Source organism: Burkholderia sp. LK4, assembly GCF_001043615.1.
Lineage (GTDB): Bacteria > Pseudomonadota > Gammaproteobacteria > Burkholderiales > Burkholderiaceae > Burkholderia > Burkholderia cepacia.
Genome location: NZ_LDUL01000047.1, coordinates 42,402 through 57,379 on the forward strand (window position 1 = coordinate 42,402; position 14,978 = coordinate 57,379).

12 protein-coding genes are annotated in these 14,978 nt (G+C 66.7%); 9 read left to right on the top strand and 3 right to left on the bottom strand.

Annotated features, from left to right (window positions below; genetic code table 11):
- The first annotated feature begins 165 nt into the window (after positions 1-165).
- The 6 genes from VK92_RS23690 (at position 166) to VK92_RS23715 (ending at position 7,566) form a co-directional block, all read left to right on the top strand.
- On the top strand, positions 166-1,041 hold the full coding sequence (locus VK92_RS23690; protein WP_048027142.1) for a MaoC/PaaZ C-terminal domain-containing protein: 876 nt from the start codon (positions 166-168) through the stop codon (positions 1,039-1,041).
- A gap of 24 nt (positions 1,042-1,065) precedes the next feature.
- Positions 1,066-1,815 carry an SDR family NAD(P)-dependent oxidoreductase gene (locus VK92_RS23695; protein ID WP_048027144.1) on the top strand — a complete coding sequence of 250 codons (750 nt, stop codon included), beginning with the start codon at positions 1,066-1,068 and terminating at the stop codon, positions 1,813-1,815.
- A gap of 95 nt (positions 1,816-1,910) precedes the next feature.
- Positions 1,911-3,116 (top strand): acetyl-CoA C-acetyltransferase, encoded by a 1,206-nt coding sequence (locus VK92_RS23700; protein WP_048027146.1) that lies wholly within the window; start codon positions 1,911-1,913, stop codon positions 3,114-3,116.
- A 15-nt stretch (positions 3,117-3,131) separates the two neighbouring features.
- Complete coding sequence (locus tag VK92_RS23705; RefSeq protein ID WP_048027148.1) at positions 3,132-5,084, top strand: AMP-binding protein; 1,953 nt, start codon at positions 3,132-3,134, stop codon at positions 5,082-5,084.
- Between the two features lie 18 nt (positions 5,085-5,102).
- Complete coding sequence (locus tag VK92_RS23710; RefSeq protein WP_048027150.1) at positions 5,103-6,284, top strand: CaiB/BaiF CoA transferase family protein; 1,182 nt, start codon at positions 5,103-5,105, stop codon at positions 6,282-6,284.
- Positions 6,285-6,573: 289 nt separating this feature from the next.
- On the top strand, positions 6,574-7,566 hold the full coding sequence (locus tag VK92_RS23715; RefSeq protein ID WP_048027152.1) for a LysR family transcriptional regulator: 993 nt from the start codon (positions 6,574-6,576) through the stop codon (positions 7,564-7,566).
- Positions 7,567-7,594: 28 nt separating this feature from the next.
- Here the strand turns inward: VK92_RS23715 and VK92_RS23720 are convergent, their stop codons facing one another.
- From VK92_RS23720 to VK92_RS23725, 3 genes are all read right to left on the bottom strand, one after another.
- A complete protein-coding gene (locus VK92_RS23720; RefSeq protein ID WP_048027154.1) occupies positions 7,595-8,374 on the bottom strand; it encodes an enoyl-CoA hydratase/isomerase family protein in 780 nt (259 codons plus the stop codon).
- A 276-nt stretch (positions 8,375-8,650) separates the two neighbouring features.
- The gene (locus VK92_RS43545) at positions 8,651-8,986 is read right to left on the bottom strand and encodes a hypothetical protein (RefSeq protein WP_442854671.1); all 336 of its coding nucleotides are present in this window, start codon (positions 8,984-8,986) and stop codon (positions 8,651-8,653) included.
- 17 nt (positions 8,987-9,003) lie between these two features.
- Positions 9,004-10,305: a methyl-accepting chemotaxis protein gene (locus VK92_RS23725; protein ID WP_063778363.1), complete on the bottom strand. Its 1,302-nt coding sequence runs from the start codon at positions 10,303-10,305 to the stop codon at positions 9,004-9,006.
- A gap of 521 nt (positions 10,306-10,826) precedes the next feature.
- Here VK92_RS23725 and VK92_RS23730 point away from each other — a divergent pair.
- Genes VK92_RS23730 through VK92_RS23740 form a run of 3 tightly spaced genes read left to right on the top strand, consistent with a single transcriptional unit; the run spans position 10,827 to position 14,876 of the window.
- A complete protein-coding gene (locus VK92_RS23730; protein WP_048027156.1) occupies positions 10,827-11,720 on the top strand; it encodes an MBL fold metallo-hydrolase in 894 nt (297 codons plus the stop codon).
- Between the two features lie 21 nt (positions 11,721-11,741).
- The gene (locus VK92_RS23735; RefSeq protein ID WP_048027157.1) at positions 11,742-13,238 is read left to right on the top strand and encodes an aldehyde dehydrogenase family protein; all 1,497 of its coding nucleotides are present in this window, start codon (positions 11,742-11,744) and stop codon (positions 13,236-13,238) included.
- A gap of 3 nt (positions 13,239-13,241) precedes the next feature.
- Positions 13,242-14,876, top strand: a complete 1,635-nt coding sequence (locus VK92_RS23740) for a GMC family oxidoreductase (RefSeq protein ID WP_048027159.1) — start codon at positions 13,242-13,244, stop codon at positions 14,874-14,876.
- The last annotated feature ends 102 nt before the right edge of the window (positions 14,877-14,978 follow it).

Consider the following 14,978-nt stretch of genomic DNA (forward strand, 5'->3'; position numbering starts at 1 on the left):
AAAACGTTCCGGAGGATGAAATCGCGCCGGCGAGGCCGGTATTGGCCCGGCGAGCGCGGCGGCCCGGTCGTCTGCCAAGGTACGGAACAAAGTCGGCCGATCCGTTGACCGGCCAACCGGGCGGTTCCATCGTAGGCACTCAACTCCACTGCCGTCACGTTCGTCATGCCGCTCCAGCCCGATCATCTGCTGTCCCGCCCGTTCCCCCCCATCGAGCATGCGTATTCGCTGCGCGATACGCAGCTCTACGCGCTCGGCCTGGGCTTCGGCGCCGATCCGCTCGACGCGGGGCAATTGCGTTACGTCTACGAAGGCCGGGACGGCACGTCGCTGCGCGCGCTGCCGACCATGGCGAACGTGCTCGCGTACCCGGGCTTCTGGGCGCGCGAGGCGGATACCGGCATCACGTGGCAAAAGATCCTGCACGCGGAGCAGGAAATCAGGATTCACGCGCCTTTGCCGGCCAGCGGCCGCGTCACGGGGACGACGCGCATCACCGGCCTGTGGGACAAGGGCGAAAACAAGGGCGCGTTCCTGCAGCAGACGCGCGAGATCGCCGATGCCGACACGGGCCGCCTGCTCGCGACCGTCGTGCAACTGAGCCTGTTGCGCGGCGACGGCGGCTTCGGCGAAGGCGGCAGTACCGAGCCGCTGCCGGTGCCCCATGCGATGCCCGACGGCGAGCCCGATCACGTCTGCGAGCTGACCACGCCCGCGCAACTGGCGCTGATCTACCGGCTGAGCGGCGACCTGAATCCATTGCATGCCGACCCGTCGGTCGCCTCCGCGGCCGGTTTTGCGCGCCCCATCCTGCACGGCATGGCGCTGATGGGCGTGGCCGCGCACGCGGTGCTGCGCATGGTGCTGGCCTACGACGACACGCGCTTCGCGGGCATGCGCGTGCGCTTTACCGCGCCGGCGTGGCCCGGCGACACGCTGCGCACCGAGATGTGGGTGCGCGGCGACACGGTTTCACTGCGCGTCACGGCCGTGGAGCGCAACGTGGTGGTTTTGACCAACGCGCGGGTCGACCTGCGCTGAATCGCAATTCTTCAGGAGACACACATGGATCTGGGTTTGAGCGGCAAGGTTGCCATCGTCACCGGCTCGGCACGCGGCCTCGGCGCCGCCACCGCGCGCCGGCTCGCGCAGGAAGGCGCGAGCGTCGTCGTCACCGACATCAACGCCGAACTGGCGCAGGCCACGGCGCAAGCGCTGCGTGACGAAGGCCTCGCCGCGCACTGCGTCGTGGGCGACATCACGAAGGCGGCCGACGTGCAGCGCCTCGTCGACGAAACGGTCGCGCATTTCGGCGGCGTGCACATTCTCGTGAACAACGCCGGCGCGCCGCGCGACAAGTACCTCGTGAAGATGAGCGAGGACGACTGGGATTTCGTGATGACGGTGATGCTCAAGGGCGCGTTCCTCGCCGCCCGCGCGGTAATGCCGCACTTCATCGAGCAGGGCTGGGGCCGGCTGATCAACATCAGCTCGCGCGCGCACCTGGGCAACCCGACTCAGGCCAACTACTCGGCCGCGAAGGCCGGCCTGATCGGCATGGCCAAGGCGCTGTCGATGGAGGAAGGCCGCTACGGGATCACCGCGAACTGCGTGGCGCCGGGCTTCATGGAAACGGAAATGGTGCAGGCGCTGCCGACCTACGAAACGATCAAGGACCGCGCGGTGGCCGCGCAGCCGATCAAGCGCGTCGGGCGTCCGGACGACATCGCCGACGCGGTGGCCTTCCTCGCCAGCGAGCGGGCCGGCTTCATCAGCGGCGAAGTGCTGCACGTCACCGGCGGCCGCTACGGCTGATCGGGCAACCGCACCACACCGCACACGATAGCTGCCGGCGCGTGACACGCGAGCAAGGGCGGCAGAAGATTGATGACATTCAAGAGGCATTCGAAATGAAACGAGCAGCCATCGTCGCCCCGCTGCGCACTCCCGTGGGCGCATTCGGCGGAACGTTGAAGGGCGTTCCCGTCGAGGAACTCGGCGCGACCGTCGCGCGCGCCGTCGTCGAACGTACCGGGCTCGATCCCGCCCGCATCGACGACGTCGTGTTCGCGCAAAGCTATGCGAGCGGCGAGACGCCGTGTACCGGGCGCTGGGTGGCGCTGCAGGCGGGCTTCCCGATCGAAGTCGCGGGCATGCAGCTGGACCGGCGCTGCGGCGGCGGCGTGCAGGCGCTGGCCACGGCCGCGATGATGGTGCAGACCGGCGCGGCCGACGTGGTGATGGCCGGCGGCGTCGAAAGCATGAGCAACGTCGAGTTCTATACGACCGACATGCGCTGGGGCAAGCGCGCGGGTTCGGTCACGATGCACGACCGGCTCGACCGCGGCCGCGAGCGCTCGCAGCCGGAAAGCCGTTTCGGCCGCATCAGCGGCATGATCGAAACCGCCGAGACGCTGGCACGCGAGTACGGCATCACGCGCGAAGCATCGGACCGCTTCGCCGCGCGCAGCCACCAGCGCGCCGCCGCCGCGCAGCAGGCCGGCCATTTCGATGCGGAGATCGTTCCGGTCGCCGTGCCGCAGCGCAAAGGCGATGCGCTGATCGTCGCGCAGGACGAAGGCGTGCGCGGCGACACGACGCCCGACAGCCTCGCGAAACTGCGCACCATCATGAAGGGCGGCGTTGTCACGGCCGGCAACGCGTGCCAGCAGAACGACGCGGCCGCCGCGTGCCTGATCGTGGCCGAGGACAAGCTCGACGAGCTCGGCCTCACGCCGATCGGCTGGCTGGTCGGCTGGGCCGCCGCCGGCTGCGATCCGGCCCGCATGGGCATCGGCCCCGTGCCCGCCGTGCAGAAGGTGCTGGCGCGCACGGGCCTGACGTTCGGCCAGATGGACCTGATCGAGCTCAACGAAGCGTTCGCGTGCCAGGCGCTGGCCTGCGTGAAGGGCTGGGGCAGCTCGATGGACGCGCTCGAGGACAAACTCAACGTGAACGGCTCCGGCATCTCGCTGGGCCACCCGGTGGGCGCGACGGGCGGGCGCATCATGACCACGCTGCTGCACGAAATGCAGCGCCGCCAGGCACGCTATGGGCTGGAAACGATGTGCATCGGCGGCGGCCAGGGCATCGCGATGATCGTAGAACGCGCATAAGGCTGGAGACCGACCATGAGCAACCCTGAATCCGGCCAGACCTGGCAACCCGGCGAGCGCGAGCTGCAGAACGCCGGCATCGTAAAGCTGATGCGCGCGCTGGACGTGCCGTCGTATGACGAACTGATGCGCGTGTCGATCGCCGAGCCCGAACGCTACTGGAACACCGTGATGCGCGAATGCGCGATCGCGTGGGACGCGCCGCCCACCGGTTATGTCGACCTGTCGCGCGGCCCGCAGTTTCCGAGCTGGTTCCCCGGCGGCCGGCTCAACTGGGTCAACACGATTTACGGCTGGGCGCGCAACCCAGCCACCGCGCAGCAGAAGGCTGTGGTCGCCGAACGCGAGGACGGCAGCGTCAGCGAGCTGACCTACGCGGAGCTGGAGCAGCGCGTGAGCGACTTCGCGGCGGGCCTCGCGCAGCGCGGCGTCAAGCAAGGTGACCGCGTCGGCCTGCTGATGGAAAACGGCGTCGAGGCGACCATCTCGCTGCTGGCCATCGTGCATCTGGGCGCGCTGGTCGTGCCGTTGTTCAGCGGTTTCGGCGTCGATGCGATCGTAGCGCGCCTGTCGGCGGCCGAGGCGCGCATCGTGATCGCGTCCACCGGCTTCTCGCGCCGCACCAAGCGCGTGGACGTCCAGGGCGCGCTGCGCGACGCATGGCGCCAGTTGCCGCTGCTCGAACACGTGATCTGGAAGCGCGGCGAAGACGACACCGCGCAGGACGCGCGCGATCTCGACTGGCAGGAAACGGCGAGCATCGCACGCGGCCAGGACATTGCGCCGGTATCCGTCACGCCCGATACGCCGTTCATGGTGATCTATACGTCGGGCACCACGGGCAAGCCCAAGGGCGTCGTGCACACGCACGGCAGCTTCCCGATCAAGATCGCGCACGATTCGCTGATCCACTTCGACGTGCATCCCGGCGACGTCTACTGCTGGCCCGCCGACATGGGCTGGATAGCCGGCACGCTGGTGCTCGGCTGCGCGCTGCTGCGCGGCGCGACGCTGGTGTGCTACGACGGCGCGCCCGATTACCCCGACTGGTCGCGCATGTCGCGCGTGGTGGAACGCCACCACGTCACGCACTTCGGCTCAGCGCCCACGCTGATCCGCGGGATGGCCAGCCACGAAGCGCTCGCGCTCGCGGGCGACCGCTCCACGGTGCGCCTGCTGATCACGGCGGGCGAAGGCATCGCGCCCGAGCATTTCAACTGGTTCCTGCAGCGCTTCGGCGACGGCACGGCACCCGTCATCAACTACACGGGCGGCACCGAAGCGTCGGGTGCGCTGCTCGCGAGCGTCCCGATCCGGCCGATTCCGCCGAGCGGCTTCAACACGGTATCGCCCGGCGTGGCCGTGGACGTCGTGAATGCCGACGGCCAAAGCGTGACCGGCGAAGTCGGCGAGCTGGCGATCCGTGCGCCGTTCGTCGGCATGACGCAATCGTTCTGGCGCGACGACGAACGCTACCTGGAAACCTACTGGCAGACCATCCCGGGCTTCTGGGTGCACGGCGATCTCGCGCTGCGCACGCCCGACGGCAACCACTTCATGATGGGCCGCTCCGACGACACGCTGAAGGTCGCCGGCAAGCGCCTGGGGCCGGCCGAGGTCGAGGAAGTCGTGCTGGAGCTGCCCGACGTGGCCGAGGCGGCCGCGATCGGCGTGGCCGATGCGGACAAGGGGCAGAAGCTGGTCGTGTTCATCGTGCCGAAACCCGGCGCCGGCGTCGCGGCCGCCGATCTGGAAGCCGTCGTGTCGGGCCACGTCGACAAGCGCCTGGGCCGTCCGTTCCGGCCCGGCCGCGTGCACGTGGTCGCGCAACTGCCGAAAACACGCAGCTCCAAGATCATGCGGCGCGTGATCCGCAGCGTGTACTGCGGCCAGCCGCCGGGCGACCTGTCGTCGCTCGATAATCCCGGCGCGCTCGACGAAGTGCGCGCGGCCGCGACCTCCGCCTGACCCAACCGTGAACGCAACATGAAAGTACTCGAAGGCATCAAGGTCCTCGATTTCGGCCGCTTCATCGCCGGGCCGTTCTGTTCGGCGCTGCTCGCCGACTATGGTGCGGACGTCATCCGCATCGACCGCGTCGGCGGCGGCGAGGACCGCTTCATCGTGCCCGTGACCGAACACGGCGAAGGCGCGCTGTTCCTCCAGGTCAACCGCAACAAGCGTTCGATGACGCTCGATCTCGACAGCCCCGAGGGGCGCGAGATCGTGCGCAAGCTGGTCGCCGATGCCGACGTGGTGATCGCCAACATGCCGCCCCGCACGCTCAAGAGCCTCGGGCTCGACTACGACAGCCTGCGCGCGATCAAGCCCGACGTCATCCTCGTCGCGTCCAACGCGTTCGGCAACAGCGAAGCCGTGCGCGACCGCGTGGGCTTCGACGGCGTCGGGCAGGCGCTGAGCGGCGCGGTGTACATGGCGGGCACGCCCGACCGGCCGCAAAAGGCGATGGTGCCGGTGGTGGACTTCGCCACGGCGTTTTCGTGCGCGCTCGGCGTGATGCTGGCGCTCTACGAACGCCAGCGCAGCGGCATGGGCCAGGAAGTCAGCGCGTCGCTGCTGTGCACGGGCCTGAACATGGCCAGCGGCGCGCTGATCGAGGAAGCGCTGCTCGGGCTGGATCGCCAGGCCACGCTGAACCGCGCATCCGGCTATGCGCCGTCCGACATCTTCAAAGCGACGGACGGCTGGTTCATCACGCAGGTCATCGGCCGGCCGATGTTCAAGCGCTGGACGCAGCTCGTGGGCCGACCGGAACTGCTCGACGATCCGCGCTTCGCCGACGATACGTTACGCGGCGAGAACGGCGCGCTGCTGAGCGAACTGATGAGCGCATGGTGCGCGGACAAGACGCTGGCCGAGGCGCTCGGCGAACTGGAACAGGCGCGCATCCCTGCCAGCCCCGTCAACTCGCCGCGCCAGGCGCTGGAGGACGAAACCATCAAGGCCGCCGACGTGATCCGCTGGATGGATTATCCCGGCGCGCCGAAGCCGGTGCCGATCTTCGCGACGCCGGTTTCGCTGTCGCGCACGCCGCCGGAAATCCATACGCGTCCGCCGCTGACCGGCGAGCATACGGATGAAATCCTCGCCGGCATCGGGCTCGATGCGCGCGCGGTGGCAGATCTGCGATCGCGCAAGATCGTCTGACGGAACCGCTCGCCTTGTCGCGCGCACCGCCGTCGCCACGACGGCCGGTGCGCGCGCCCTCCTTTGCCTGCGCCGCGCCCCAAGCGGCCCTTGTGCACCCGCATGCCCGCATCGCCCGTTGACGTAGCGTGCGGCCGCCCGCCCTCGCCTTTCCCGTTTGTCGCCCGGCGCATCGACGCGCCGCGACGGCTCATGCCGCATGCCGCTGCACGGCCGACACCGGCATTTCGCCAATTACCGGAAAATCAAATATCGACTATATTCGTTAGCCACACTTGACAATCAAATCATGGACCCATCGCAGCTCCCTTCCCTCGCGTGGTTCGTGCACATCGCGCACCATCTCAGTTTCACCAAGGCCGCCGCCGAAATGGGCGTGTCGCGCGCCGCGCTGTCGCAGAACCTGAAGGCGCTCGAACGGCAGCTCAACGTGAAGCTGCTTTACCGGACCACGCGCGACATGTCGCTGACCGAGGACGGTCAACGGCTCTACGACACGCTGCGGCCGGCATTCGGCTCGATCGCGCTGGCGATCCGCAACCTGCACGAAGTCCGGCACGAGCCGTCCGGGCTGCTGCGCATCAACACGTCGCGGGTGGCCGCGCGAAAACTGGTCGAACCGCACCTGGGCGAATTCATGGCGCGCTATCCGTTGCTGCGCGTGGAGCTCGTGATGGACGACGGACTGTCGAACATCATCGCCGACGGCTACGACGCCGGCATCCGGCTCGGCGAAAGCCTCGCCGAACACATGGTGGCCGTGCCTATCACGCCGATGCTCGAAATGGCCGTGGCCGGCTCGCCCGACTATTTCGCGCGCCACGGCACGCCGGCCACGCCCGCAGACCTGATCGGGCACAACTGCCTATGCTATCGGCATACGACGAGCGGCGCGATCTATCGCTGGGAGTTCACGTCGCCCGAGATCGAGGGGCATGCGTTCGAAGTGGAACCGCACGGCAGCGTGGTCACGAACGACGACGACGGCATGATTCGCGCGGCACTGCAGGGCATTGGCCTGATCCAGCATCAGGACATCGCGTTGCGCGAACACCTGGATGCCGGTACGCTGGTGCGCGTGCTCGAACCGTGGTGCAAGCCGTTTCCCGGGTACTACCTGTACACGCCGTCGCGCGAACAGATGCCCGCGAAGGTGCGCGCGCTGATGGATTTCCTCGTTGAGAAACGCGAACATCTGGCCGTCGACAGCGCCAGGCGTGCGGTCAAACCGGCGAAGCCCGCCGAGCCGAAGCCACGCAAGCCGCGCGCCGCGCGGGCATGAGTGGCCACGTATCGCGATGCGGCGCCGGTCAGTCTTTGTCGCGCTGCGCGAAATCGTGCACGGATGCCACCAGCGTCGGCGATTCGACGCGATAGCGGTACTGCATCCACCGCTCCATCGACAGCCCGTCGTTCAGCGGCATTTCCAGTGCGCGGCGGGTCATGTACTTCATGGCGGCCAGCGCATCGGCATCGGTTCGCGCGATCTCGCGCGCGAGCTGCATCGTCGCGACGTCGAGCGCATCGCCGCTCACCGCGAGCGACGCGAGCCCCATCCGCTCCGCGTCGCGGCCTGTCATGCGCCGCCCCGTGACGAGGTAGTACATCGCGCGCGCGAGCCCGATCTTGCGCGGCAGCCGCTGCGAACCGCCGCCGCTCGGCAGCAGGTTGCGCTGCAGATGCGCGTCGCCCAGTTCCGCGTTTTCGTCTACGACCATGATGTCGGATGCCAGCGCCAGTTCGAACCCGCCCGCCACCGCAAAACCGTTGACCGACGCGATCACGATCTGCCGCGACGCCTCCATCAGCGCGAACGTGTCCTGCATCAGGTCCTGGTGCCGCATGTGCGCGGCAGAATCGGCGAGCACGCCGCTCGCGAGCCACTTCAGGTCGTTGCCCGCGCAGAATGCGCGGCCGCTGCCGCGAATCACGATTACGCGGATATCGCGGGCCAGATCGGCGGCCGTGAGTACCGCGTCGTTCAGTGCCGCGAGCGTCGCGCCATCCAGCGCATTCATCCGTTCGGCACGATTCAGCGTAATGACGCGGATGCCGGGCGTCGAGTCGTCTGTCAGCAGCGTGTTCGTCATGTTGTCTCCTGATCCGAACGAATCGATCCGGGCCGGCCGGCGCGCCACATTTCTTCCGGAACGCGTCGTCGGCCGGAACCGTCGTTCATCCGTCGCACGATTTCCGTGCCTGCATTAAAAACCCGTTCCGTTGGAATCCGCCATGCGGCGCACGCGTTGTTCCGTTAGCTGAAAACGCGTGCGTTTCGCGCGGCATTGCGGCGGCCTGTTCCGACGTCCGCACACGGCCGTCACCCGCGACGGGGCTGCGATGCGATAGCGGTATTGCATCCCGCGTTACCCCGCATACGACTCGCTCGCCGAAACCGGTCTCGACTCGATCGCAGGCGAGCCATACCGCCGCGCACCGGGCGCCTCATGCACCGGCGACGCTTCGTCTTCGCGAACGATGAAACTCGAAATCATCGTAACGAGCTGCTTGCTCTGATCGTCCAGCGACTGCGCAGCGGCGGCCACTTCTTCGACATACGCGGCATTGTGCTGCGTTGCCCGGTCCATTTCCGACACGGCCTGATTGACCTGATCGATGCCGTGGCCTTGTTCGACCGACGCGGCTGCGATTTCTTCCATCAGGTCGGTCACGCGCGAAATCGCCTGCATGATCTCGGCCATCGATGCACCTGCCGTGTTCACGAGTTCCACGCCCCCCTGACGCGCCCGACGGATTCGTGAATCAAGCCCTGTATTTCCTTCGACGCCGATGAAGAGCGCTGAGCGAGCGAACGCACCTCCGACGCGACGACCGCGAAGCCGCGCCCCTGCTCGCCGGCTCGCGCCGCTTCCACGGCAGCGTTGAGCGCCAGGATGTTGGTCTGGAACGCGATGCCTTCGATGATGCCCACGATCTCGGCGATCCGGCCGGAGCTCGCATCGATACTGCCCATCGCATCGACCACCTGCTCGACGACGCCGTTGCAGCGCTCGGCCACCCGCACGGCCTGCACCGCGACCTGGCTTGCCTGCCGGACGTTGTCGGTGTTCCGGCCGACTCTCGACGCGAGTTCGGCCATGCTCGCAGCGGTCTCCTGCAGCGAAGCGGCCTGCATCTCCGTACGCCGGGACAGATCCTGATCGCCGGCCGATATCTGCGCGGCCGCCGATGCAATCGAATGGGCGCTCACCTTGATGCCGTTGATTGCACCGGACAGATTCGCCTGCATGCGCTTCATCGAGTAAAGCAGGCTACCGCGGTCGTTCGGCGCAGTCACGATGGCCGCCGTGAAATCGTTGGCCGCGATTCGTCCGGCAATCTCGACTGCATAACCCGGATCCCCGCCCATCGTCCGGGCGATACCGCGATTGAGCACCACGACGATGCTGGTCATCACCAGCGCGATCAGCGCACAAAGGCCGATACTTTGCAGCAGGCTTGCACGAAACGCGGTATCGATGTCGTCGACGAACAGGCTGGTATTGATGATCCAGTCCCACGGACGATAGGTGTCGATGTATGCGATCCGGGCAGCGTTGGTCGTCACCCCGGACGTTTCCTTCGGATAGTCGAAGCGCTGGAATCCGCTGCCGGTTCGCGCGACCAGATCGATCTGTTGCTGGACGATCGCAGCGGTCTTCTGGTTCAGTTCGCTTAACGACTTGTTCTGAATCGACGCGTCGAATGGGTACATCAACACCACGCCCTTCGAATTAACGATCGAAAAATAGCCGCTGCCTGCTTCACCGTAACGCATGACGCGAATCACATCCATTGCCTGCTTTTGCGCTTGTTCGGCGCTCAGCTCTCCCGCGAAAACCCGTTTCGCATAGAAATCAACCGTGGCAAGCGCGATCTCGGTGGCATGCACGAGATCGGACTTGCGCTCGTCGAGACGCATCTCGCGACTGCGGTACGCATCGGTGACGGACAGCAGAGCCAGGCAGAGCAAGCTCAGCACCAACGGCAACCCGAGCCTCTGCTTGAATGACAACTTCATGTCGTGGCATCTCCTCGTTGTTATCGATATGTCTTTCGCATCGGGCGCAGATCCATCCGGTCGACCCCATAGCGTTGCGTTGCCCTCCCCCCACTTGCGCCCGCGCCTGCCATACGAGCGCTGTGATGAACATACGAGCGGAGCCGCCATCGGAAATCAACGACAAACAGCGAGACCCATGCTACTTATTGCAATAATTAATCGTCAATTTTTCATTATTTAGTGTTCCGTACATTGGTGAACGCGCTGCATTCATGTGCTCTGGCTGGATGGCCATCGTCGGCAAATGCATTTCGCGCCGATCAGGTCGCGTTGCATGAACGAAACGCGGATCACGCCCGCATGCTCCGATGTACGGAACAGAGGACGGCAAGCGCGACTGTAACGACGCGCGTCGTGATTGAATCGGATATTCACGTACGGACAGACACAAGACCTTTCTCGAAGGCGGAATTCGGTCGATCTACAGGCGCACCATTCGGCAAAGCGCTCATCCCAACCCTCTCCAAGGAAAAAATGCCATGCCGCTGCTGCATACCATTCGTTCCCGGATCGGCCATGCGGAAATCGTGCAGATCGTCGAGATGGACATCAGCGGCATTCTGGGCGCGCTGTTGCCCGAGGCCACGCCCGATGTGATGAAGTCCATTCCGTGGATGAAGCCCCCCTACGTGGACGACGAACACCGCATGCGCGCCGTCAGCCAGTGCTTCATCGTCACGACCGGCAAGCGCGTGCTGGTGGTCGACACCTGTGTCGGCAACGACAAGCACGTCGCGGGCTTCGACGCGTTCGCCGATCTGCGGCTGGAATTCCTGCCGACGCTGGAACAGGCCGGCATCGACCGCCATGCGGTCACCGACGTGCTGTGCACGCACCTGCATTTCGATCACGTCGGCTGGAACACGTACAAGCAGGACGGCCGGTGGCTGCCCACCTTTCCCAACGCGACCTACCACTTCGGCAAGACGGAATACGCGTTTGCGCAACAGGGCGACCCTAACGACGCGATGTACGACGCGCAGGACATTTCGTTCCATGAGTCCATCAAGCCGGTCGTCGATGCGGGGCTCGCGAACTTCATCGACCGCGACACCGACCTGGGCGATGGCATCTCCGTGTTCTCCACGCCCGGTCACTCGATCGGCCACATCGCGATCGAGGTCGACGCGGGCACGGAAAAATTCATCATCGGCGGCGACGCGATGCATCATCCGGTGCAGGTCGCCAGGCCGGACATGGCGCTGGTGCTGGACTACGACAACGCGCAGTCGGCGGCCACGCGGCACACGCTGCTGTCGCGCCTCGACGGCAGCCCCACGCTGTTTACCTGCACCCATTTCTGTTCGCCGTCGTTCGGGTTGATCAGCAAGGATCCGGACGGCGACTACGTATTCACCGGGGTGCCGAAGTAACCCCCTTACCTCTCTGAACCCATGCTCAGTCTCGCTTCCCAGCTCGATGCGCTGAATGTCAGCCCCGGCCGCCTTTTCATCGACGGCCAGTGGCTCGACTGGCCCGATGCGCGTTTCGACCAGATCAACCCCTGCACGAACGAGGTCATGACCAGCTGCGCCGAGGCCGGCACGCGCGGCGTCGCGCTCGCGGTCGCCGCGGCACGCAAGGCGTTCGACGAAGGCCCGTGGCCGCGCATGCGCGCGCAGGATCGCAAGCGCCTGCTGCAGCCCATCGTCGAGCGGCTGTATGCGGCCGAAGACGAAATCGCCCGGCTGCAGACGCTCGACAACGGCATTCCGTACACGTTCAGCCGCAACTCGCGCGTGTCGGCGAAAGCCGCCGCCGACATCTTCGACCATTTCCTCGGCTGGATCGACAAGATCAACGGCGACACGCTGCCGATCTTCTCGGGCGCGTCGAACATGCAGTACATGACGTTCCGCGACCCGGTTGGCGTCGTCGCGGCGATCCTGCCTTACAACGGCCCGGTGATGACGTTCGCGATGAAAGTGGCGCCGGCGCTGGCCTGCGGTTGTACCGTCGTCGTCAAGCCGTCCGAACTCACCAACCTGGCCGTGAGCCGGCTCGCGCAGATCCTCGCCGACAGCGATTTGCCGCCCGGCGTGTTCAACCTCGTGACCGGCGCGACCGAAACGGGCACGGCGCTCACGTCCCACCCCGGCGTCGACAAGGTGACGTTCACCGGCAGCCCGCTCGTCGGCGAACGTATCACGGTGGCGAGCGCGCCGACCATGAAACGCCTGTCGCTGGAGCTGGGCGGCAAAAGCGCGGCGCTGGTCTTTCCCGACACGCGCAGCGTGCCGGCCACGGCGCAGGCGATCATGGGCCTCTGTTCCACCTTCCTGTCGGGACAGGTCTGCACCACGCCTTCCCGCGCGCTCGTGCATCGTTCGATCATGGACGAGTTCCTGCATCACGCACTGGAACAGCTCGCGAAGGTGCGGTTCGGCGATCCGTTCGACGCCGCCACCACGTCCGCGCCGATGATTTCTCAGCGCCACCGGGCGCGCGTGCTCGAATACGTCGAAAGCGGCCGGCAGCAAGGCGCGACGCTGCTGGCCGGCGGCGGTGTGCCGGGCGGCGCATTCGCCAATGGCAACTGGGTCGAGCCGGCGCTTTTCGCGAACGTGCGCAACGACATGCGGATTGCGCAGGAGGAAATCTTCGGCCCCGTGCTCTCGGTGATTCCGTTCGAAACCGAGGAGGAAGCCGTACGCATCGCCAACGACAGCGAATACGGTCTCGCCGGCTGCGTATACACCACGGATGTCAGCCGCGCGTTTCGCGTCGCGCGCGCGGTGAAGAGCGGCTCGATCGGCGTCAACGGCTTCGCCAGCATTCCGAACGCGCCGTTCGGCGGCATCAAGCGCTCGGGCGTGGGGCGCGAAGGCGGCTGGTCGACGATTGAGGCGTTCACCGAGCTGAAGACCGTCAATTTCAATCTGGATGCCTGATCAATGAGCGAATCCTTCGACTATGTGGTCGTCGGCGCGGGCAGCGGCGGCAGCGTGGTGGCCGCGCGACTGGCCGAAGCCGGCCATACCGTGTGCGTGCTGGAAGCCGGGCCGCCCGATACCAACCCGTTCATCCACATTCCGGCGGGCTACATCAAGAACCTGTTCAACGACCGGCTGGTGTGGCGCTTTCGCAGCGGGCCGATCGCCGGTACGGACGGGCGCACTATCGAACTGACCCAGGGCAAGGTCGTGGGCGGATCGGGCTCGATCAACGGCATGGTCTACAACCGCGGGCAACATGCCGATTTCGACGGCTGGGCCGCGCTCGGTAACCCGGGCTGGGGCTACGACGACGTGCTGCCGTTCTTCCGGAAGGCCGAGACGCGCATCGGGCCCGGCGACGACCGCTATCGCGGCCGCAACGGCCCATTAATCGTGACCGACCCGATCATGCCGGCGCCGCTGTGCGACCTGTTCATCGAAGCGGTCGAGAGCCTCGGTTATCCCTATGTGGCCGACTCGAATGCCGAAGCGCAGGACGGCGTCGGCCCGTGGCATTTCATGATCGACACGCGCGGCCGCATGCCGCGGCGCTGGAGCGCCGCGCGGGCCTACCTGCATCCGGCCATCAGGAAGGGACGTGTCGCGCTGCGCACCGACAGCCCCGCGACGCGCGTGCTGCTGGACGGCCACCGCGCGGTGGGCGCGCGGTATCGGGCAGGCGGCACCGGCGCACCCGAGCGCGAGGTGCGCGCCAACCGCGAGGTGATCGTCGCGGCGGGTGCGCTGAACACCCCGCGCCTGCTGCAGATCTCCGGCATCGGCGACAGCGCGCATCTGCGCGCCATCGGCGTGCAACCGCAGGTCGACCTGCCCGGCGTGGGTGCCAACCTCGTCGATCACTTCAACCTGCGCGTGGCCGTCAAGGTGAAGGACGTCGCCACCATCAACGAGCGCGGGCGCGGGCTGCCGCTTGCCCGCGAGATCGTCCGGTATTTCCTCGGCCGGCCGAGCATCCTGAGCATGGGCCCGGTGCCGATGCGCTTCTTCTTCCGCTCCGAACCCTCGCTGGCGCGCCCCGACCTGCAGGTGTCGTTCACGCCCGGCAGCTATCAGGAAGGGTTGCCCGGCCTGCTCGATCACTACCGGGGCATGACGCTGGGCGGCCACAAGCAGCGCCCGGACAGTCGCGGCTGGGTCCGCGCACGCTCCGCGAACATCGACGAGCTGCCCGAAGTGCAACCGAACTACCTGACCGACGAATCGGACCAGCGCGCGATGGTGGCCGTAGTGAAGATGGCGCGAGCCGTGTTGCAGGCGCGGCCGTTCGCGCCGTACTACGTCGATGAGATGTTCCCCGGCAAGGACGTACGCACCGACGACGAGATTCTCGCGTTCGCGCGCCAGCGCGGCGGCACCGTCTACCACCACAACGGCACCGCGCGCATGGGGCCCGACAGCGACCCGATGGCGGTGGTCGATGCGCGGCTGCGCGTGCGCGGCGTGCAGGGCCTGCGCGTCGCCGATGCGTCCGTGATGCCGATGCCGATCTCGGGTGCGACCAATGCCGCCACGATCATGATCGGCGAGAAGGCGGCCGACATGCTGGTACAGGATGCGAAAGCGGCGCGCTGAGCACGCGTTTGCACATAGCGTCACGCCGGGCGGCCGCGGGCAGGCCCGGCAAGCGCGCGTTGCTGCGTTCGCGCGTCGGTAAAAGCAGGCAGGCCAATGCAT

Bases quoted from the DNA above. Each gene is read 5' to 3' on its own strand.
- VK92_RS23690 (WP_048027142.1), top strand. From the start codon at position 166: ATGCCGCTCCAGCCCGATCATCTGCTGTCCCGCCCGTTCCCCCCCATC.
- VK92_RS23695 (WP_048027144.1), top strand. From the start codon at position 1,066: ATGGATCTGGGTTTGAGCGGCAAGGTTGCCATCGTCACCGGCTCGGCA.
- VK92_RS23700 (WP_048027146.1), top strand. From the start codon at position 1,911: ATGAAACGAGCAGCCATCGTCGCCCCGCTGCGCACTCCCGTGGGCGCA.
- VK92_RS23705 (WP_048027148.1), top strand. From the start codon at position 3,132: ATGAGCAACCCTGAATCCGGCCAGACCTGGCAACCCGGCGAGCGCGAG.
- VK92_RS23710 (WP_048027150.1), top strand. From the start codon at position 5,103: ATGAAAGTACTCGAAGGCATCAAGGTCCTCGATTTCGGCCGCTTCATC.
- VK92_RS23715 (WP_048027152.1), top strand. From the start codon at position 6,574: ATGGACCCATCGCAGCTCCCTTCCCTCGCGTGGTTCGTGCACATCGCG.
- VK92_RS23720 (WP_048027154.1), bottom strand. From the start codon at position 8,374: ATGACGAACACGCTGCTGACAGACGACTCGACGCCCGGCATCCGCGTC.
- VK92_RS43545 (WP_442854671.1), bottom strand. From the start codon at position 8,986: ATGGCCGAGATCATGCAGGCGATTTCGCGCGTGACCGACCTGATGGAA.
- VK92_RS23725 (WP_063778363.1), bottom strand. From the start codon at position 10,305: ATGAAGTTGTCATTCAAGCAGAGGCTCGGGTTGCCGTTGGTGCTGAGC.
- VK92_RS23730 (WP_048027156.1), top strand. From the start codon at position 10,827: ATGCCGCTGCTGCATACCATTCGTTCCCGGATCGGCCATGCGGAAATC.
- VK92_RS23735 (WP_048027157.1), top strand. From the start codon at position 11,742: ATGCTCAGTCTCGCTTCCCAGCTCGATGCGCTGAATGTCAGCCCCGGC.
- VK92_RS23740 (WP_048027159.1), top strand. From the start codon at position 13,242: ATGAGCGAATCCTTCGACTATGTGGTCGTCGGCGCGGGCAGCGGCGGC.